Source organism: Runella defluvii (genome assembly GCF_014195535.1).
Lineage (GTDB): Bacteria > Bacteroidota > Bacteroidia > Cytophagales > Spirosomataceae > Runella > Runella defluvii.
This window is the reverse complement of record NZ_JACIBY010000004.1, coordinates 123,730-143,263: the sequence shown is the minus strand read 5'-3', so window position 1 is coordinate 143,263 and position 19,534 is coordinate 123,730. Positions and strand designations below refer to the sequence as shown.

Below are 19,534 nucleotides of genomic sequence, written 5' to 3'. Positions count from 1 at the left end.
GCACAAATACTTTTAATTATGCTAAATCGTAAACTTCTTTTCTGGCTGGGTTTGGTGCTTCTGACAGGCAGCCTTTCGTCTTGTTTTCGGTCGTGGCGAAAAAACGACCGTGACATTCGCGAACACTACGCCAATCGCCCCGTCAAACCTACTTTTTACACCATTCAAAACGACAGTCTCAAGCTTTTTGCGGCGACTACGGGTGCTGATACCCTTCCTCCACTGTTGCTCATTCACGGAGCACCTGGGGCTTGGTACGGGTACATGAACATGGTCGATGATTCTTTGCTACAAAGTCGTTTTCACATCATTGCCATCGACCGCTTGGGCTACAACCATTCGAGCTTGCGCAAAAAACGCTTTGTAACCTCCATCGAAACCCAAGCCAAAGCCGCGATGTTGGCCCTTTCGCTGAATCATTCAAAGCAAAAAGCGGTTCTTTTGGGTCGTTCGTTTGGCGCACCGATTGCAGCACAAATGGCGATTTTGAACCCCAACGCGTTTAGTCAGTTGGTGATGCTTGCCCCTGCCATCGACCCAACCAAAGAAAAATTCTGGTGGTTTTCCAAACCTGCCAAGTGGTGGATTGTCCGTGCATGGCTGCCTCGTCGGCTCAACGTAGCCACGTTTGAGAAATTTGCCCACGCCAACGAATTGAAAAAACTGCAACCACAATGGTCCAAGCTACAAGTCCCTACGATTGTGGTGCAAGGTGGGAAAGACTGGATTGTGGACCCTAGCAACCTTGATTTTGCGCGTCAACAACTGGCCGATAAGCCCGCCCATTACATCTTTTTACCCGAAGCTGGCCACCTGATTTCCTATTCACATCCCGACTTAGTTCGCAAATTGGTTTCAACGCCTTTTACCACAATAGCAGGAACAGCCGCCGCCTCTGCGACCACCCAAGGAAGCGGCCAAAGCGAACATAAATGAGTAAAGTCGTTATCTTTACCCACTTTTAATCGCGTATTCTTCAAAAACAATCTAACATGAAACACCTTTTCAAGGCGGTTATCGCCTCATTTTTAGCCATTTTTCTAACCGCCTCTTTTGTCGCGCCGCCCGCCAAAACCATTATGACGGGTGCCGACCAAACCAGCACTTACCTTCCTTACTTAAAGGGCAAACGGGTGGGAATGTTGGTCAACCAAACCTCCATCATCGGCAAATCTCACTGCGTTGACAGCCTTGTCAAACTCGGCGTGACCATCACCAAAATCTTTGGTCCCGAACACGGTTTTCGCGGCAATGCAAGCAATGGCGCTAAAGTCAGCGACAGTTCAGACCCCAAAACAGGCATTCCTGTCATTTCGCTTTATGGCAAAAACCGCAAGCCAACCAAGGAACATTTGGCTGACGTTGACGTGATGATTTTTGACGTGCAAGACGTGGGCGCTCGCTTTTATACCTACATCAACACTCTATCACACGTGATGGAATCGTGTGCTGAAAATGGCAAAGAACTCGTCATCCTCGACCGCCCCAACCCACACGGCTTTTGCGTTGACGGCCCTATTTTGGAACCTCACCTTAAATCAGGCATTGGGATGTTTCCAATTCCGATTACCCACGGGATGACCATTGGCGAGTTTGCCCAAATGATTAACGGCGAAGGCTGGCTTCCCAACAAGATGCAGTGTAAATTAAAAATCATCAAGGTTGCCAACTACACCCACGCCATGCCATATGTGTTGCCCGTGCCGCCTTCGCCTAACCTCAACACGCAGCAGTCTATCATGCTTTACCCAAGTATCTGTTTGTTTGAAGGCACAATTTTGAGCCAAGGGCGCGGCACCTACATGCCTTTTACGGTCTTGGGTGCACCTGCGTTGAAGGGAAAATACAGCTTTACGTTCAAGCCCGTAAGCATCCAAGGCATGAGCGAAACTCCGCTTCACCAAGACCAAGAATGTTATGGACTCGACCTTCGTAAGTTTGACGCCAATACGTTTGTAAAATCTAAAAAACTGAACCTCAAGTGGTTGTTTGAAACCTATGCGGCTTATCCGTACAAAGACAAGTTCTTTGACATGAGCCAAAGCAAGCAGATGGGTAATTTCGACAAATTGGCGGGAACGGAGAACCTTAAAAAGCAGATTATCGCAGGCACGAGCGAAGAAGAGATTCGTAAAAGCTGGGAGCCTGGCTTGTCGAACTACAAAAAAATGCGGGAGAAGTATTTGTTGTATCCTTAACAAGGAACTTCCCGAAAGCTCTAAGCTTTCGGGAAGTTGTAAAAAACTATCCTTCCAACACTTCGGCTGAGATACCGACGTTTGAGAAACCTCCGTCGTGGAAAAGATTTTGCATCGTTACCATGCGGGTGTAATCTGAGAACATCATGGTCACAAAATCAGCGCATGAATCGGCCGAGGCATTTCCTAGCGGAGCCATTTTTTCGGCAAAATCATAGAATTTATCAAAACCACCGATACCGTTTCCAGCCGTAGTTTTGGTAGGTGACTGCGAAACGGTGTTTACGCGCACCTTTTTAAGTTTTCCGTAACGGTAACCGTAGCTACGCGCAATCGACTCCAACATCGCTTTGGCTTCGGCCATGTCGGTATAGAAAGGAAACGTACGCTGAGCCGCCATGTACGTAAGGGCTACGACACTTCCCCACTCGTTGATGGCGTCCATTTTTTCGGCTACTTGTAAAAATTTATGAAACGACAACGCCGAAACATCCACACTTTTTAGGAACCACTCGTAGTTCAAATCACCGTAAGCACGTCCTTTACGGATGTTGGGTGACATCCCAATGGAGTGAAGCACAAAATCCACTTTTCCACCCAATACGTCCATTGATTTGCCGTAGAGGTTTTCGATATCTTCGAGTGACGTCGCATCGGCGGGGATAATTTCTGCCTCACATGCCTCCGACAATTTTTTAATTTCGCCCATACGCATCGCGATTGGGGCGTTGGTCAACGTGAAAGAAGCACCTTCTGCCTTAGCTTTCAAGGCTACTTTCCACGCAATTGAGTTTTCGTCGAGGGCACCAGAGATGATGCCGCGTTTCCCTTGTAATATTCCGTTTGCCATTTTTTTGAGTTTGCTATTTTCGGTTTAGAGCTTACCGTTTAGAGTTTGTAAAGTTTATAGCTAGTTGTTTACTGTTCAGGACATTACTTCCACCATAAACCATAAATCTCCCAACCGTAAACCATCATTAACGGGGCAAAGTAACAAATTTTTGGGCAAATAGTCGTTATCTATCCTGGAAGATACCCCCTATCGACCAGCTCCTGACGGGGGTTCGTGAGCAAATACGTACTTCCACTTTGAATCAAGTAATTCTGGTCGGCAATATCTAGCACCTCTCGGTGCAAATGGTCGGTGATTAAAACCCCTTTATTTTGTTTTTGCTCAACAATATGCTGTTTGAGTGCTTCTACATAAATGGGGGCTAAATTGGTAAATGGCTCATCGAGCAACACAAACGGCACGGGCGAAAGCAACACCATCAATGCTTCAATAAAGCGCCTTTCTCCCCCCGACAACTCCCCCATTCGCTGCGAAATAAGCGTCGGAAGTTTGTCGTACTTCGCTTCATGGAGATCCACGCCATACCAAGTCAAGGCATCTTTTACCTTCATCGACGACGGAGTAAGTGGATGCTGCGGCAGGTAGCGCGCCACGTTGCCTTGTCGGTAAAGTGATTCGACGTACTTTCCATTGACCCTAACCGACTTGTTCGTTGCCCTCATTGTTCCAAACACAATTTGCAGCAACGAAGACTTCCCACAACCATTTCGCCCCAAAATAGACGTGATTTGATACCGAGGAATTTTCAAATAAACGCTTTGTAAAATTTTACGTTCGTCAAACGACAGTTCCACGCTGTCTATCTCTAAAATAGTAATAGCATCCATCGAATGGCGGTTAATAAAGTAAAAAATAAAACCATGTCAAGCCCAAAAGCACCCACAAAAAGCGTCGTTGGCGAATAGCCCAAGTTTTGATAAAAGAGGTAGCCTTCGCGAGAAAATGTCTGCATCAAAAGCCAAACTACGCCGTAAGAGGCCAGTTTAAGCCAAAAAAGAGGCGCAAGCATTCCCCACCACTCCTCGCCAATGGGTGCGCCCACGGCCAACCAGCCGCTCCACGCCACAAGGTGCAGAATTATCCAAAAGTTTTTGTAAAAGTGCAACACAACCGATAGCATCTGTGTAAAGTTTTTGGCAAACTATCCAGATTATTTTTTAGGTGCTAAGCTCGTTAAGAAACTTTAAGACTTTTAACATTTTTTGTGCAACCACGATGTCATTCAAAGCCATACACTCATTTTCCCACTTGTACAACCAATCCACCTTTTAACATAAACCCTCCTCCTTCGCAAGTCCAAAACGTATTTTTGTTTGTTAGGTGAATTAAGAATCCTATTTTTGACCATTACATTTTTTCTCTTTTATACTCATGTGGCAGTTTATTAAGTACGTTTTCGCAACCATCGTCGGTCTATTCCTGTTTTCTCTCCTCGGCTTTTTCCTTTTTGTTGGAATCGTAGCCGCCGTAGGTTCTTCTGAAGATAGCACACCGATAGAAACTAATTCTGTGTTAAAGCTCAATCTCAACAACCCTGTTCAAGAAGTAGCCGTTGAGAACCCCTTCGCCGAATTTTCGGGCGGGCAAGGCAATGTCCTTGGCTTACTCGATATTCGCTCGGCACTCGCCAATGCCAAGCAAGACCCTAATATCAAAGGGGTATATCTTGATGTACAATACCCAATGGTGGGCTGGGCTACCGCTGAGGAAATCCGCGATGCGATTCTTGATTTCAAGAAATCGAACAAGTTTGTGTATGCTTACGGCGAAGTAATGACCGAAAAAGCGTATTACTTGGCGTCGGTTGCCGACAAAATTTACCTCAATCCCGCAGGTGGAATGGAGTGGAACGGCCTCAGCGCTGAATATGATTTCTACAAAGGCACGCTCGACAAACTGGAAGTGAAGCCTTTAATTTTTCGGGTTGGAGAATATAAAAGTGCCGTAGAGCCTTTCTTTCGCGAAAACATGAGCGACGCTAGTCGTCTTCAAAATCAGGTGTTGATTAATAACATTTTCGACCACGCGGTGGATAAAATTTCGCAAGCACGAAAAATCACGCCTACTCAGTTGAAAAACTTGGCTGACTCACTCAGCATTGACTCTCCGCAAGATGCCCTCACGCACAAACTTATCACGCACGTGGGCTACTACGACGAGGTGGAAAGCGCACTTCGCAAAGAACTCAAGTTGGGCGAAGATGATAAAATCAAGTTTGTAGGACTCAGCAAGTATTCAAAAGCCGAAAAACACGTCAAAGAAGGCAGCAGCGACAACCGTATCGCGGTCATTATCGGTGAAGGTGCTATCATGTCGGGTAAAAGCAACGATGGCAACATTGGTTCGGAGACAATCGTTGATGAGCTTCGCAAGGCCCGCAAAGATAAAAAAGTGAAAGCTGTCGTGCTTCGTATCAACTCCCCTGGAGGTAGCGCCTTGGCGTCGGATGTGATGTGGCGTGAGGTTCAGTTGACCCGCAAAGAAAAACCTGTGATTGCGTCTATGTCGGACGTAGCGGCATCGGGTGGCTATTACATGGCCATGGGTTGCGACAAAATCGTGGCACATCCAAACACCATCACGGGCTCAATCGGGGTATTTAGCGTGTTGTTTAACTTCCAAAATACCTTCCGCAACAAATTGGGGATTACCTTCGACCGCGTAAATACCAACGCCCACTCTGATTGGCCAAGTGTAACGCGTGAAATGACACCTTTTGAGAACAGCCGTATGCAGCGCAGCACCGAAAACATCTACGCCGTATTTACCAAAAAAGCAGCCGAAGGTCGTAAAATGCCGTTGGAGAAGCTTCAGTCATTGGCGTCGGGACGGGTATGGTCGGGTCGTGAAGCCAAAGGGAACGGTCTTATCGACGAGTTTGGTGGGTTAGACAAAGCGATTGAAATTGCAGCAAAATCGGCCAAATTGAAAGAAGGTGACTACCGCGTTCGCTATCCAAAAGAAAAGAATGTGTTTGAGGAAATGATAACGAAGTTTTCTAATAACGCCGAAGAAGCCATGTTGCAGCAAAAACTAGGCGACTTCGCTCCTTACCTCAAAACCTTGAAGAAACTCCAACAAATGGAAGGAACGCAAGCACGCTTGCCATTTGATATTACTATTAAGTAGGAATGTCGAGGGTAGAGTGCAGAGTGTCGAATAATTGTGCAGAGGGTTGCTCACAACCCGATTTTTGAGTGTCGAGTGCAGAATGTCGAATGGGTTAATTCGACATTCTGCACTTTTTTCTAATCTCTCACCGCGCCTGTTCGCCACGCTTCGACCATTGGATACCAAATAGGTTGATATTCGACGTAACGTTGAAGCTCGTAGTGATCTTCTACAAATTGATTGGGGCGGCGGTTGAATGTGAAGTTTATTTCGGAAAAATTAGCCCGCTGCGAATACACCCACACCTCGCGGTCTTTGCTTCGTTGCACGCGGTCGGGTGAACCCATAATAATGTAAATCATACCTTTGTCCGTTTTCCAACCTTCTTTGTAAGTTGTAAAAAGTCGGTTTGCTTCTTCGACGCGGCTATAAAAGGCGCTAATCGTACGTTTTGCCAAGTCGCTGTTCCCGTTCATTAAATTCAACCAATAACGGTCGAGGGATTTTTTAGGGTCTTTCGGTGCCAGCATTTCGTTGATTTCGTTGGCCTGACTCATGTACATCACAGGACGAACGAGCTCGGCAGGGCGCGTCATTTTAGGAAAGCGCTTATTGGTCACCACGATTCCCACACCGTACGTATCTGTCGTGTCCTCTGTCATGTAATAAAGCCCTTCTTCCTTAAATATGAGCGGTGAGCTTGTCGAAATTTTAAAAGTTGTATCCACCCCCAACGTTCGGGCGGCATTCCGTGGATTGGTATTCATCGGCGACTGGGCAGGTTCAAAATCGTGGCGATAACGCATCACATACAGCTCTTTCACCGACTTGTTGATGTCTTGAAGCTGAACCGTGTCGTTTAGGTTTACGTAGTTTTGAAGCAACGGCACGCGTCCTGTTCGTTCAAACAGGGCAAACCGCTCGCCAAGCTTCGTATCGCGAAACTTAATGGCCAAGTCATTCAGCACTTTTTTGGTGGTTCCTATTTCAGAAATTTCACCCAATAGCACCCCCGAAGCATGGTTGGCAGGTCTTTTTACCTCAAATCGAATCATAAAACGGGTATGACTCAACTGCACCACATTTTGTTCGTTCAGCGGAATATTGCCATACGCTAACCGTTCTCTTGAAGAGAAGTCGGGATACACTACGTAGTTGAGGGTAAATTTTTCGGTAAATTCTCGCCAACGCACAGGAACGTTGTTGGGTTTGGTCAAGTCCACCCGCATAAATACCGTGACATTGGTAGAATCTTTTGCTAAAAATTTGCTTTTGATTCCCAATATTGTCACCTCGTCCACGCTTTTGTTGGCATCAGTGGCGGTGGCTTGCCGTTTTTTATTTTTATTGCCAAACTGAGCTTGCGCCATCAAGCCACTTCCTAGAAGAATCAACAGGAATACAACGCTTCTCATACGCTTCATCATTTCTTTTTAGGATATTTTTAACAAAGCCCTACGACTACAAACTTCAGTCGATAACTTCTTATTGATTAAAACGATTGTAATCACCAAATCGCGTATTAGGCGTTATTTTTTCATCGAACTAATTTTGTCCAAATCAGCGGTTTGATAATACCGATATACCTTTAACAAAATAGCCAATGCCACCGCCGACTCCGCCGCTGCAATCACCATCACAAACAACGTGAGCATTTGTCCAGAAAGACGCACGGGGTCATATTGAGAAAAAGCGACCAAATTCAAATTTACGGCATTGAGAATAAGCTCTATACCAATCAAAACCGCAATGGCGTTTCGTTTGGTAATAATGACTGCTACGCCGATACTAAACAAAGCGGCTGCCACGATAAGATAGTAATGGAGGGGTACGATGACTTGCATGATGCAATGTTAAGAAAAATATTTAAAAAGAGGTGCTACCTTTGCTGCCTCAATTCATCGTACTTATGACAGAAGCCGCTCCCCGCCTCCCCCAATACCAGTTTTTATACGAGACGCTCCGCCAACAGCTGCACAATGGTATATATGAAATTGGTAGCTTATTGCCCTCTGAAAAAGAGCTTCAGCAAGCGTATAAGCTTACTCAGCCAACGATTCGACAGGCGTTGTCGATGCTGGCCGAAGAGGGATATATCAAAAAATACCAAGGGAAAGGGAGTGTGGTGCTGCCACTGCCTGTGGGCTCGGGGATGTTGTCGATTGAGCCACATAGCCACCACGATTTGAAAAATGTGCCTGAAATTCAGACCGAAATTCTAACCCGAGGTATGATGTCTCGTTTTCCGCCCGATTTTTTATTTCAACCTGAGCAAACGGACTCCTCTTTTTACTACATCGAACGCCTCCGCACGGTCAACAAAGAAGTGGTTTTTTACGAACGAATCGCACTTCCTGCCAGCGAACTTCCTAATTTTTACAGAATTACCCTAGAAAACAAGTCATTGTTTGATACTTTACGAAAACGTTACAACGTAATTGTAAAAGGCGGAGAAGAAAAGGTATGGGCCATGACCGCCCCCAATGAGATAGCCCACCTGATGCGTATCCCGACGGGCAAGCCGATTTTGCGTCTCGAAAAGAAAATTGAAACCAACCGTCCGCATCTTACCTTTTTTTCGTCCTTGTTTGCCTGCACCAACAAATACTTATTAAAAGGTCGGTTTTAATCGCTGCATCTTTTTTATATTTGAGATATAAACCACTATCCACTTTCTATCATGGGTGTATTATCTCAAATTAAGCAAAAAGCGCTTACTGTCAAAGAACAGTTATTTCCCCAAACAGAGTTTGATGCTGCCACGCTTCCTTGGATTGACCGCACGGATGCAAACATTGATACTTTTATCAAAGATTATCAGCCTCCATTCGAGGTATCCTACGACTTAGCGGAAAAGCTAAAGTTTTGGCAGAAAAATGGTTATGTCGTTTTAGAGCAAGCCATTCAAGCAGAATTACTGAACGTTTTTTGGTCGGATGTGGAAGAGTTATTAGAAAATCCTACAAAATATAAAATTTGGACGCGGATTGACCTTCCCCAATTCGACCCCGTCCGCGAACGCCAAATTGGAGAATTTCCCAAAGAAGCGCTAAAAGGGAAGTATGTAAAACTCAACGATTTCCATAATCTCTCCGTGGCAGGAAAGAAGTTGATGACTCACCCAGCTATTGTGACGTTTTTGGACGCCATTTTCCAGCAAAAAACCGTGGTGATGCAAAGCCTTACTTTTTTGTACGGAAGCCAGCAGCCTACGCACCAAGATTTCCCATGGGTAACGGCCAAAATGCCGAGCCATTTGGCAGCAGCTTGGATTCCGCTCGAAGACATCAAAATTGATTCTGGCCCACTTTACTACTACATAGGTTCGCACAAAATGCCTAAATTCAATTTTGGAAACGGCATTGTGTATAACCAGCGCTCTACTCGAACGCCGCTTGAATTTGCGGAATATTTGGACAAAACATGTGCCGAACTAAACTACCCCAAAGATACGCTGCTCATTAAGCGAGGTGATGTACTCATCTGGCACGCGGCGTTGGCCCACGGCGGCGATATTATCGGTAATCCTGAACAGACTCGTAAATCGTACGTTTGCCATTATTCAACAGAGGAAGCATTGCCTTTTCACCGCCACCGCCCCGCTCAGAAACCCATCACGGAGCACCACAACGGCGTAGCTATTTATAATAACCCTGATTTTGGAGATCAAGAAAACATCTTGAAGGCAGGCGAAAAGTTGTAATCTCACTCCCAAATCACCTCAATCACCTCATTTTTGAGGTCAACGGTGGTACGTGTTTCACCGTCACGGCGTTTGAGTGTGAGTTGGCCGTCCCGCACCCGTACAATTTCTTGCGAAAGTACGTGTGTGGGACTTTTTTTATGGAACAAAGAAACCATATCGCCCGCTTCGGGAATTTTCAGAATATATGTCAAACCCTCCGCTTTGACTTCTTTGGCATAAGTGGCACTGGCTTCGGCCGAATTTTGAACAAGCCCTAAAGCCCGCGATGCCAAAGGCACGCCATAGCCCACGAAATTGTTGCCGTAAGGGTACAAATGCGCTGATTTTTCGATGATTTGAATCAGTTGTTTGTTGTTCAACGCAGGATTAGCCTGCATCAAGCAAGCCGCAAAACCCGTAATGACAGGTGCCGCCAAGGAGGTGCCGTACAGCGAGAAGCACGAAACGTTGGGTTTGAGGTACGACAAATATTCGGGGCCAATGCTGCTGTATCCGATTCGGTTCCAGAAACGCTGATTGGTCGCACCCACCGAAAGAACGCCCTGCGCATCGGCGGGGGTAGAAATAATGCGCCAACTTGGGTCGTCGCCTTCATTTCCTGCCGATACCACCACCAATATCCCCTTCTTGTCGGCTGCGATTTGGGCTGCGCGGCTAATCACGCTCGTCTGCCCATCCATTTGCGAAATCAAGTAATTTTCTTTGGGATCAGTAAACCCTTGCGCATACCCCAACGAGGTATTAATGAGGCGCACCCCCAAGCTATCCATCCATTCCATCGCCGCCACCCAATTGTCTTCTTCTCCGCGCCATTCGCGCGTTCCGTGGTCGGTGCGGGCGAGGTAAAACTGGGCGTCAATTGCCAAACCACTTTGGGTATTTTCGGTGCGACTTGTACCCGTGATGGCACTCATTACTTCCGTTCCGTGAAAATCAGAAAATGTCTCTTGGGTTTTGTAAAACGCATCCGAGTGGGTCAAAGGTGGGTTTACATAATCGCGTTTGTCCAAAATCGCGTTGTTGTCAAATACATGTTTGAGGTAATGGCTCTCTTTTGCTTCAAAAAAACCAGCATCAATCACCCCAATCGTAATGCCTTTGCCCGTTAGGCCCACTTTTTTAAATTCATCCGCCTGAATTTGGGTCATCACAGGTGCCATCGTAGAGCGGCGACGCGCGTTGGTTTTGGCAATGTAAAAACGCCCGTCCATGGGCTGAATTTTTTCAACAAACGAAAGCTGCTTGACGTCCTCCAATTGCTGCGCAGGAATGGTGGCCGAAACGGCATTGAGCCAACGAGAGGCTATGACGGGCTGACACTGAAGACTTTGGAGTTGTTTTAGGTATTCTTTATTAACGGGCAAATCGGTTTCGTCCGACTCCGTAAGTCCTTGCAGGCGGCGGTTTTCGAGCGTCTTAGCCGACACGGCAGGGGCGTCATGGGGGTTTTTATCTTTAAAAAACACCCAGTACTTGGTTTGAGCAGATGCGGTAACGACTCCCCACATCCAAAGCAACAACAAACAACCGCCCTTTTGGTACATAACGAAGATTTAGTCTATAAGTTAAGAAAAACTGCCAGCTCATACATTGGCAATAATTCAACAAAATAAAGAAATAAGTCTAAATTTTTATACACTACTTCTTAAATTTCACCCAATCTGCGGCAGAAAGCAGATTTTTTAGCGACCACCGCGCCTTCTTTTTCGTTTTCACCCGTACATTAGTAGTGTTTTCTGAACCCTTTCCGCTACGCTCTCATGCGCAAAATCCTTTTTTTAGTTTGGTATATTGGACTCAGTCTGCACCTTTTCGGTCAAACCTATCAAATTGAACGAATAGGCACCGACAAAGGGCTTTCGCAGGGTTCGGTCTATGCCATGCTCAAAGATTCGCGCGGGTTTATGTGGTTTGGAACGCAAGACGGCCTCAACCGCTACGATGGCCATCACTTTAAGGTGTATTATTCGGATACCGACCAGCCCAACGCCCTCCACGGAGGCTTCGTCAACTCGATGATTGAAGCGCCCAACGGCGACCTGTGGCTGGGCACCGATTACGGACTTAACCTCTACCAACGCCAAACCGACGACTTTCGATTTTTTCCAAGCGCGCCCGAACGCAAAACGCCATCGGCTTGCAGCCCGTTTGCGGTACGGCCTCCTTTTGTATGGTATTGGTCGGAGTCGGAAGGCATCGTAAAACTTAATTATGACACACAACAAAAAACCGTCCTCCTCGCCGACGTTTCGTACGACTTAGGGCTTTTGTCGGTGTCAAATGCCACCAAATTTGGGAAAGACGGGCGCTTGTGGGTGAGCCTTTCTGAAGGACTCATGCAGTACGATACAAGTAGTCGGCAGATGCGCTATTTTTTTAGCAAACATCCCAAAAACATCACAGGCAATCCCATCAGTATTTTAAAAATATTGATGGCCAAAGAAGGCTTGATGTACCTCAGCCATTCCAACGGTGTGACGATTTTCAACCCAAAAACCACTGATTTCAAACACATTACCCATCTCAATGGCATAGAATTAAACGAAATTTACGATTTGGATGAATCGCCCGACGGGGATATTTGGCTTGCTACCAGCTCAAGTGGCCTATTTAGGCTATCGAAAGACGGCAAAGCGCAGCAGTTTATTCACCAAAAAAATGACAATAACAGCCTCAGCAACAACACCATTTCTTCGGTTTATATCTCAAAAGATGGGCTCGTTTGGGCAAACCCCGACCCCCTTGGCATTAACTTGCTCATTGGAACGGGCAAAAAATTTCGGAGCATCAAATACGTGGCCGAAGCCCAAAACTCCCTCAGCGACCCCAACGTTCGGACGATGATTGAAATGGATAAAAATCAGGTGTGGGTTGGGACAGAACAAGGCGGCATCAACGTTTGGAACAAACAAACGGGGTTGGTCGAAAAATGCTTTAAATCCGACCCAGCCAACCCTCGTTCAGTGCCAAGTTCTTCGATTTACCATTTTTTTCGTGACACCCAACAACAGCTTTGGATTGCTACCTACAACGGTCTCGCCAAATACCTCGGTGACGGGGCTTTTGAAAGTTATTTTCTGACAACTAAGAAAAACATGGGCGACAATATCTTTCGGTGCTTGGCCGAATGGGATGCCGCGCACTTGCTCGTTGGTACCGAAAATGGGCTTTTCTTGTTTGATAAATCCAAGAAAGTTTTCATTCCCATCAAAGGGTTAGAAAACATCAGCATTCTTTGGATTGACCAGCCTACCCCAGGCGAACTTTGGCTCACTCGCTTCAACGAAGGATGCTGGAAAGGCACCCTTCGGAACCATGAATGGCTCCCACAAGCAACGGTTTTGGTGGGAGGCAATGCCCTTGCACTCCGCAAAGATGCCTATCGTAATTGTTGGTGGATTGCCACAAACAATGGGCTACTGAACTACCAAAACGGGCGCATCGTTCAGAAATTTACGGCCAAAGATGGCCTGGCCAATGCCTACATTTATGGGCTGTTGCTCGACTCTCAGCACAACCTTTGGCTCAGTACCAACCGTGGACTGAGTAGTTTTAATCCCGATACGCATCAGTTTCGCAACTACCACGTCAGCGATGGGCTGCAAGGTTATGAGTTCAACAACCGCTCGTATATGGCCGACAGCGAGGGAGTTTTTTACTTTGGCGGCACCAATGGGTTCACTTATTTCCGTCCCAACGAAATACGCACAAACACCTTTCAACCGCAAATCCAACTCACTCATTTTGAGATAAATTACCAACCTGCCCAGCTTCCACAGTACATTGGCGAAACCAGCGAACTGACACTCAAGGCCGACCAAAACACGTTTTCGTTGGGTTTTATTGCCATTGATTACCTCAGTAGTGGAAAAAACAACTATCAATACCGACTGGTCAACTTAGAGGACAATTGGAACACCACTCCAGACAACCTAGTCAGGTACGTGCAGGTGCCTCCTGGGGAGTATATTTTTGAGGTAAAAGCATCAAACGGCGACGGTTTTTGGAGCGACGAAGTACGCCGTCTGAAAATCACCGTGCTTCCTGCTTTTTGGCAAACGTGGTGGTTCCGATTGCTCAATTTGTTGTTGCTGATTGGCATTGGGATTGGCTTCTATCGCTGGCGCATTCAGCAACTCCAACGCCAACAACGCGAGCGCTTGGAGCTAATCATCAAAACCCAAGAAGCCGAACGAAAACAATTGGCCACCGAACTACACGACGATTTAGGAATGCGCCTTTCGACCTTGCAGATGTATTTGTCCGAAATAGATATTTCCCAAAACAGTCGGGCTTCCAAATTAACTCCCTTGCTCAACGAAGCCATTGCCGACATCCGTAATTTGTTGCGCGATTTGAATCCCAAACTTCTGTTTGAGGAAGGCTTACGCGTGGCCGTGGAGGAAGTAAATTCAAAACTCAACGCGGTAGGTTTGATAAAATTTGAGCTTTTGTGGCTAGATTTCCCCGAAAAGCTCCCCGAAGTCATCGAAATCAACCTTTTTCGCATCATTCAGGAATTAATAAACAATACCCTAAAACACGCCGAAGCTACGCACATTACGCTGCAATTGCTCCAACGCGACGCGCACTGGGTCATCATTTATGAAGACAACGGACGCGGTTTTGAGCGACAACCGTTATCGTCGGGTTTTGGGTTGCAAAATATTGAAAATCGCGTCCAATTGCTCAAAGGGCAACTCCATTTTGATACCGCCCCCCAGCGCGGCGTGCATGTTACGATCGAAATCCCCCACCACTAACTTTACGCATTATGACCCGTAAAACGTTGATTGTTGACGACCACAAATTGTTTTTGGAAGGACTGCGCTACGTGCTTTCGCAGATACCCAACGTCGAAATTGTGGGAGAAGCTTCCAACGGAGACACAGCCGTTGAGGTAGCCCAAAACACCCATGCCGATTGGGTATTGATGGACATCAACATGCCCCACTGCGACGGTGTAAAGGCAACGGCTCAGCTCAAAAAAATCAACCCAACCATCAAGGTAATTGCCGTTACGATGCACGACGATTACAGCAATATCCAACAGATGATTCGGGCAGGTGTGGATGGGTATGTGTTAAAAAACACAGGTTCAAGCGAACTTGCCAATGCGTTTGAGACGATTGAAAAAGGGCAATTTTATTCGTCACCCGCGATTTTGGATACGTTACTACGGCGCAAAACTGCCACAACAGCCCCTGCGCGTTCGGCCTATCATCTCAACCCCATCGAGTTGTTGACATCACGGGAAAAGGAGGTTTTACCTTTGTTGGTAGAAGGGCTTACCAGCGCCGAAATTGCCGAACGGCTATTTGTAAGCGAATCGACGGTCGTGAGCCATCGCAAGAATATTCTTCATAAACTCAACCTCAAAAATACGTCAGCCTTGGTCAAATACGCCCTCGAAAACGGACTGGTTCAGCCCTGAGTGCTTACGATCACTCCCCTGTTTTCTCCCCCCCACGGGGGATTTTTCACTTCTCCCCTTTAGGGATGTTTTTTCGAGCCCTTTCGTATAGCAATTTTGTGCTGTTGATTTACTCAAACAGCATAAAAGAATGAAATGGCAAATCCTGATGCTCACCTTTTTTCTCGTCTTCGATCAAGCTTGGAGCAACCCTCCGCGCAGCTTTCGGGTGACGCTCGAGAAGATTTCATTGGTAGAATCAGGAAGCATCGGCGGCTCCGACAACCTGTACGGGTCGGTGTGGGTGGGGGCATTTTGTAATGCCAACGACAACCAGACGGGCACCTCTTTTGACAGCCGCGAGCGCACCCTAAAACTGTTTGAGCGTACTGGCGACAACTACGTCAAAATCAAAGAAAATACCCCTATTGTTTTGAACCAATCGCTGGTTTTTGACATTCCAACCTGCGACCAAAAGCAAGCCAATTTTGCCGTTACTGTTTCGCTCAGTAGCCAAAGTTCAGGCCGAAAATACAACACCGAGCAGCACCGCATTTATTTATCCGAAATCAACAGTACGGTTCGCCGCACGATTCATTGCTACGACCGTACGTCTCACCTTCAACTGCATTTTATGATTGCACCTCTATAACCCAGTTTTTCTAATCATTTTAACACTTAAACACTATTCACATGAAAAGTTCATTCAAATTCGTCGGGTTATTTTTTGTTTTGGTATGTTTTGTTTCCAGTGTTTTTGCCCAAAAACAAATAGACAATTACTATCAGTTTTCTCCCAAAGAAATGGAAGGAATGATGGCTACATTTTCTAAAGATGCAGGCTGGAAAAACCTCTCTGCCACCATGAGTAGCCGAAGTTTTGAGCGCATCAAACACGAAAAAGCCGCTTGGGGTTTTAAGGGGCAAGCAAAAACATCCGATGGAAAATTGCAAGACGTACTATTTTGTGCGTTCGATTTCTACAATCCAAAAAGCAAAAAAGGCCAAGGCGGCACCATGGTTTGGCGCAAAGTAGGCGACGAAGTTTACAAAGCCTATTTGATTTATCCTGAGGGAGTTGAAGATTTAGACAAGGCCTTAGAACTATCAGAAGAATTTTTTGCGGATGCCTCTGGCAAACTTCAAAAAGCCCAAAGCTGGGGCCGTTGTTTTAGAAAATGTGTACGTGGTACTTCACGAACAGTCGTTGATGCGAAAGGCATCCGTTTTGACGTACCCTCAGACTGCGGAACGGGATGCTTGGCCTCCATTGCCGTATGTGGAGGTGCAACGGCTATCTTGGCAGTAGCTACTGCTGCGCCGACAGGAGGTCTTTCTTTTCCTGTATTAGCGATTACGTTTGGGGTTTGTGCGGGGGTAAGTTGCGGTGTTTGCATTGGTATCTGCGCACTTGGCTGCATATAATCCATTTGTAATCAATCCATTGTAGAGCTTACCAATACACGTAAGCTCTACTTTCTCTTTCGCTTATAGCCCTTATTCACATGAAAATTATCAGCCTCGGTCTCCTCCTAACGACAATGGTCAGCTATCTGGCTCCTCCTGCCGAAAACTATACCATTGAACAAGTTACGATTTGTAAAAATACGAACTCGTGCTTGACTACTTCCCAAAAGAACCGAATCAAAGAAAGTGACCAATACACGGTAGAAGTTGTGTTAAAATCGACCTCTGCCAATTTTTTGGCACAACAGATTCAAGCTGTACAACTCGAAGTGTCTGAAATCTCTTTTGCCTGTGCTCGCTCAGCCACAGACATGGACAATTGCCCCGCAGGAAGTTCGCAGGAGTGGTACACCATGTACCAAAATCCCAATCCGCCTTTGAGCAGTGCCGTGACGGTCATCAATGCTGCCAAACTTACCAAACAGTTATCAACTCAGCATTTAACCCTACGAAACAGCATCAAAAAAATACCCGTAGAGGATGTTTTTGGGCCAAAATTTGACAAACCTACAGCTCCTACCAAGCCCACGTCGTACCAAGTTCGGCTCAAAGCCGAAAATGTTCAATTTCCTGACTGGGTTTGGGGGATTCGCGTCAGTGTTTATGAGCGAGACGGCGGGAGAAATACAAGTGCCGAATTTAAAACGAGGTTTTAGGACTTTTTGGCAAACCAACTTTTTCACATTTGAACTTCTACAATCATGCGTTTTTGGTATTTTTTTATCGTAATTTGGGGATACGCTATTTCTGCATTGGCCCAAAGCGACGAAAACCCAATTCCGAGTCTCAATGCCTCCAAACCATTGGAATTTTCTATTCCAACCTCGGCCGCGTTTGACTTGCTGGGAGTCACACCCGCTCAAGTCATCAAACCTGGCAATATCCGTGATTTTAAGGTGGACTGGTCGTTCCAAAGCTGGCGACTTAAACCTAATATTGCGATTCAGGCGCAGCCAATTTGGGAGATTTTTTACAACCGCCCCAACTTATTGAAATACCAATCGGCCTCGAAACTAGCCAAAATGCTCTCGACCATTGACATTTCGGCAGGAACGGTGGAAGATGATGACCTCAATCGCCGACTGGCAGGAGCCGTAAAAGTGACGTTATTCCGTAGCCACGATCCCCTCGACGTACCCGCCCTCTATCGCGGCCCAACGGAGGAGTTTTACGAACAACAGAGTCAACTGAAGGGACTCGTTACGCAATTGGAAGATAGCCTAAAGCGCCTTCCCACTACCAATGAATACCTCGAAACAAAAATGCTGGTATTGAAGGAGTTAGACCTGCTTCAAACTAAAATTCAAACTTTAGAAAAACTTCAAAAAGACCGAATTACGCAACTGACAACCCTCTACCTGAAAGAACATTGGAACGCGTCGTTTGTCGATGTAGCCGTCGGAAAATCCTACCTGTATGACAACCTAAAACTGGACAGTTTGAATTTGGTACAAGATGGGCTTTCGGCTTGGATCAACGGTTGTGTAGGCATTGGGCGCAAGTGGCTTCTGACGGGGATGGTTCGTTATACGAGTTTTAGCGGAGTAAAAGCAACGATTAAACAGGAGTATTTTCTGGGAGCGAGTTTGCGCTACGGCAGCCCTAAGTTTAACTTTTTTGCCGAGGTCCTCACCCGCGACCCGCACAATCCATTTTCTTTCAAAAGTGTTACCTTGGCCTACGGTGGTGACTGGCGTTTTAGCCGCAATGTCATGTTAAGTTACGGCGTACGAACCCTTTACGGGCAAAATTTCAGTTTCAAATCACTGGTTCCTGTCGCAAGCATTGCTTGTATGATGCGGTAACCAATTTACCCTTTTTTCTCCCATGAAATCTCTTGTTTTGCTTCTTTTATCGGCCATTACTTTTTCAGTATTTGGCCAAAAAACGGTCAACAGCACCCTAAAGCTTGAAAATGTGATTTTTGGCAATTGCTCAATCGCTTCGATACCTTTTAAGTATTCCATTAAAAACCTTGGCCCCGAAACCTTCGTTTTTCACGCCTCACCTTCAACGCCCATCGACGATTTGACGTTCAACGTGTATTTATCCCAAAATGAAACCATTGAGACGGGGATACTCGGCGGAGAAAATGATTTACGGGTGGGCTCGGCCGTTCCAGCCCAATATACCCTGAATAATGGCCAGCTCGCCGTAAATAAAATTGCTGTGCCCGTCAGAAATCCTCCCTACAGCTCGTACCGATTCATGATTGTAGAAGTGGTTTATAGCAGTGGCCCTTCGATGTCGGGCAGTACATTTATCAGTAAAAAATACCGTGTATCGTCGGGGCAGGTTGTTTTTGATAACCCCTAGCGCGGCGGTTTTGAGAAACCGCCGACACGAAACGTGCTAAGCGATGCTTACATCGCGCCACGGGTTTCTCAAAACCCAGTTTCGCAAATTTGTAAAATCCCTTTGCGCGGCGGTTTTGAGAAACCGCCGACACGAAACGTGCCAAGCGATGCTCACATCGCGTCACGGGTTTCTCAAAACCCAGTTTCGCAAATTTGTAAAAAATCCTTTGCGCGGCGGTTTTGAGAAACCGCCGACACGAAACGTGCCAAGCGATGCTTACATCGCGCCACGGGTTTCTCAAAACCCAGTTTCGCAAGTTTGTAAAAATCCCTAGCGCGGCGGTTTTGAGAAACCGCCGACACGAAACGTGCTAAGCGATGCTCACATCGCGTCACGGGTTTCTCAAAACCCAGTTTCGCAAGTTTGTAAAAATCCCTAGCGCGGCGGTTTTGAGAAACCGCCGACACGAAACGTGCTAAGCGATGCTC

At 46.4% G+C, this 19,534-nt stretch carries 19 protein-coding genes; 12 read left to right on the top strand and 7 right to left on the bottom strand.

All coding sequences use genetic code 11. From position 1 onward, the window contains the following. Positions 1-18 precede the first annotated feature (18 nt). Both FHS57_RS10845 and FHS57_RS10840 read left to right on the top strand, forming a co-directional pair. Positions 19-936 carry an alpha/beta fold hydrolase gene (locus tag FHS57_RS10845; protein ID WP_183973432.1) on the top strand — a complete coding sequence of 306 codons (918 nt, stop codon included), beginning with the start codon at positions 19-21 and terminating at the stop codon, positions 934-936. Positions 937-992: 56 nt separating this feature from the next. Then, entirely contained in the window at positions 993-2,198 is a 1,206-nt protein-coding gene (locus FHS57_RS10840; RefSeq protein ID WP_183973430.1) for an exo-beta-N-acetylmuramidase NamZ family protein, read from the top strand. Between the two features lie 46 nt (positions 2,199-2,244). Here FHS57_RS10840 and FHS57_RS10835 read toward each other — a convergent pair whose 3' ends face one another. From FHS57_RS10835 to FHS57_RS10825, 3 genes are all read right to left on the bottom strand, one after another. Continuing rightward, on the bottom strand, positions 2,245-3,048 hold the full coding sequence (locus FHS57_RS10835; protein WP_183973428.1) for an enoyl-ACP reductase FabI: 804 nt from the start codon (positions 3,046-3,048) through the stop codon (positions 2,245-2,247). A gap of 170 nt (positions 3,049-3,218) precedes the next feature. Continuing rightward, a complete protein-coding gene (locus FHS57_RS10830) occupies positions 3,219-3,878 on the bottom strand; it encodes an ATP-binding cassette domain-containing protein (RefSeq protein ID WP_183973426.1) in 660 nt (219 codons plus the stop codon). Beyond that, a complete protein-coding gene (locus FHS57_RS10825) occupies positions 3,857-4,171 on the bottom strand; it encodes a hypothetical protein (RefSeq protein WP_183973416.1) in 315 nt (104 codons plus the stop codon). Before FHS57_RS10825 ends, FHS57_RS10830 begins: the two co-directional genes overlap by 22 nt. A gap of 251 nt (positions 4,172-4,422) precedes the next feature. On the opposite strand from FHS57_RS10825, the gene sppA reads away from it, so the two are divergent. Continuing rightward, positions 4,423-6,180, top strand: coding sequence for a signal peptide peptidase SppA (gene sppA / locus FHS57_RS10820; RefSeq protein ID WP_183973414.1), 1,758 nt, complete (start codon positions 4,423-4,425; stop codon positions 6,178-6,180). 119 nt (positions 6,181-6,299) lie between these two features. Here sppA and FHS57_RS10815 read toward each other — a convergent pair whose 3' ends face one another. Together FHS57_RS10815 and nuoK are read right to left on the bottom strand one after the other, a co-directional pair. Continuing rightward, positions 6,300-7,586, bottom strand: coding sequence for a GWxTD domain-containing protein (locus FHS57_RS10815; protein ID WP_183974123.1), 1,287 nt, complete (start codon positions 7,584-7,586; stop codon positions 6,300-6,302). A gap of 105 nt (positions 7,587-7,691) precedes the next feature. Continuing rightward, positions 7,692-8,006 (bottom strand): NADH-quinone oxidoreductase subunit NuoK, encoded by a 315-nt coding sequence (gene nuoK / locus FHS57_RS10810; RefSeq protein ID WP_028525359.1) that lies wholly within the window; start codon positions 8,004-8,006, stop codon positions 7,692-7,694. 65 nt (positions 8,007-8,071) lie between these two features. On the opposite strand from nuoK, the gene FHS57_RS10805 reads away from it, so the two are divergent. Together FHS57_RS10805 and FHS57_RS10800 are read left to right on the top strand one after the other, a co-directional pair. Then, on the top strand, positions 8,072-8,791 hold the full coding sequence (locus FHS57_RS10805; RefSeq protein WP_183973411.1) for a GntR family transcriptional regulator: 720 nt from the start codon (positions 8,072-8,074) through the stop codon (positions 8,789-8,791). A 51-nt stretch (positions 8,792-8,842) separates the two neighbouring features. Continuing rightward, entirely contained in the window at positions 8,843-9,865 is a 1,023-nt protein-coding gene (locus FHS57_RS10800; protein ID WP_183973409.1) for a phytanoyl-CoA dioxygenase family protein, read from the top strand. 2 nt (positions 9,866-9,867) lie between these two features. On the opposite strand, the gene FHS57_RS10795 is transcribed toward FHS57_RS10800, so the two are convergent. After that, the gene (locus FHS57_RS10795; protein ID WP_183973407.1) at positions 9,868-11,412 is read right to left on the bottom strand and encodes a S8 family serine peptidase; all 1,545 of its coding nucleotides are present in this window, start codon (positions 11,410-11,412) and stop codon (positions 9,868-9,870) included. 216 nt (positions 11,413-11,628) lie between these two features. Here FHS57_RS10795 and FHS57_RS10790 point away from each other — a divergent pair, with 216 nt between their 5' ends. The 7 genes from FHS57_RS10790 (at position 11,629) to FHS57_RS10760 (ending at position 19,064) form a co-directional block, all read left to right on the top strand. Beyond that, complete coding sequence (locus FHS57_RS10790; RefSeq protein WP_183973405.1) at positions 11,629-14,631, top strand: ligand-binding sensor domain-containing protein; 3,003 nt, start codon at positions 11,629-11,631, stop codon at positions 14,629-14,631. 11 nt (positions 14,632-14,642) lie between these two features. Further along, positions 14,643-15,302, top strand: coding sequence for a response regulator transcription factor (locus tag FHS57_RS10785; RefSeq protein ID WP_183973404.1), 660 nt, complete (start codon positions 14,643-14,645; stop codon positions 15,300-15,302). A 130-nt stretch (positions 15,303-15,432) separates the two neighbouring features. Then, complete coding sequence (locus FHS57_RS10780; protein ID WP_183973402.1) at positions 15,433-15,933, top strand: hypothetical protein; 501 nt, start codon at positions 15,433-15,435, stop codon at positions 15,931-15,933. A gap of 41 nt (positions 15,934-15,974) precedes the next feature. Beyond that, entirely contained in the window at positions 15,975-16,706 is a 732-nt protein-coding gene (locus tag FHS57_RS10775) for a hypothetical protein (RefSeq protein ID WP_183973400.1), read from the top strand. 80 nt (positions 16,707-16,786) lie between these two features. Next, the gene (locus tag FHS57_RS10770) at positions 16,787-17,404 is read left to right on the top strand and encodes a hypothetical protein (RefSeq protein ID WP_183973398.1); all 618 of its coding nucleotides are present in this window, start codon (positions 16,787-16,789) and stop codon (positions 17,402-17,404) included. A gap of 45 nt (positions 17,405-17,449) precedes the next feature. Beyond that, positions 17,450-18,553, top strand: coding sequence for a hypothetical protein (locus FHS57_RS10765; RefSeq protein WP_183973396.1), 1,104 nt, complete (start codon positions 17,450-17,452; stop codon positions 18,551-18,553). Positions 18,554-18,575: 22 nt separating this feature from the next. Next, positions 18,576-19,064, top strand: a complete 489-nt coding sequence (locus FHS57_RS10760) for a hypothetical protein (RefSeq protein WP_183973394.1) — start codon at positions 18,576-18,578, stop codon at positions 19,062-19,064. Between the two features lie 173 nt (positions 19,065-19,237). On the opposite strand, the gene FHS57_RS31660 is transcribed toward FHS57_RS10760, so the two are convergent. Continuing rightward, on the bottom strand, positions 19,238-19,534 hold a 297-nt coding region (locus FHS57_RS31660), incomplete at its 5' end, for a hypothetical protein (protein WP_221225603.1).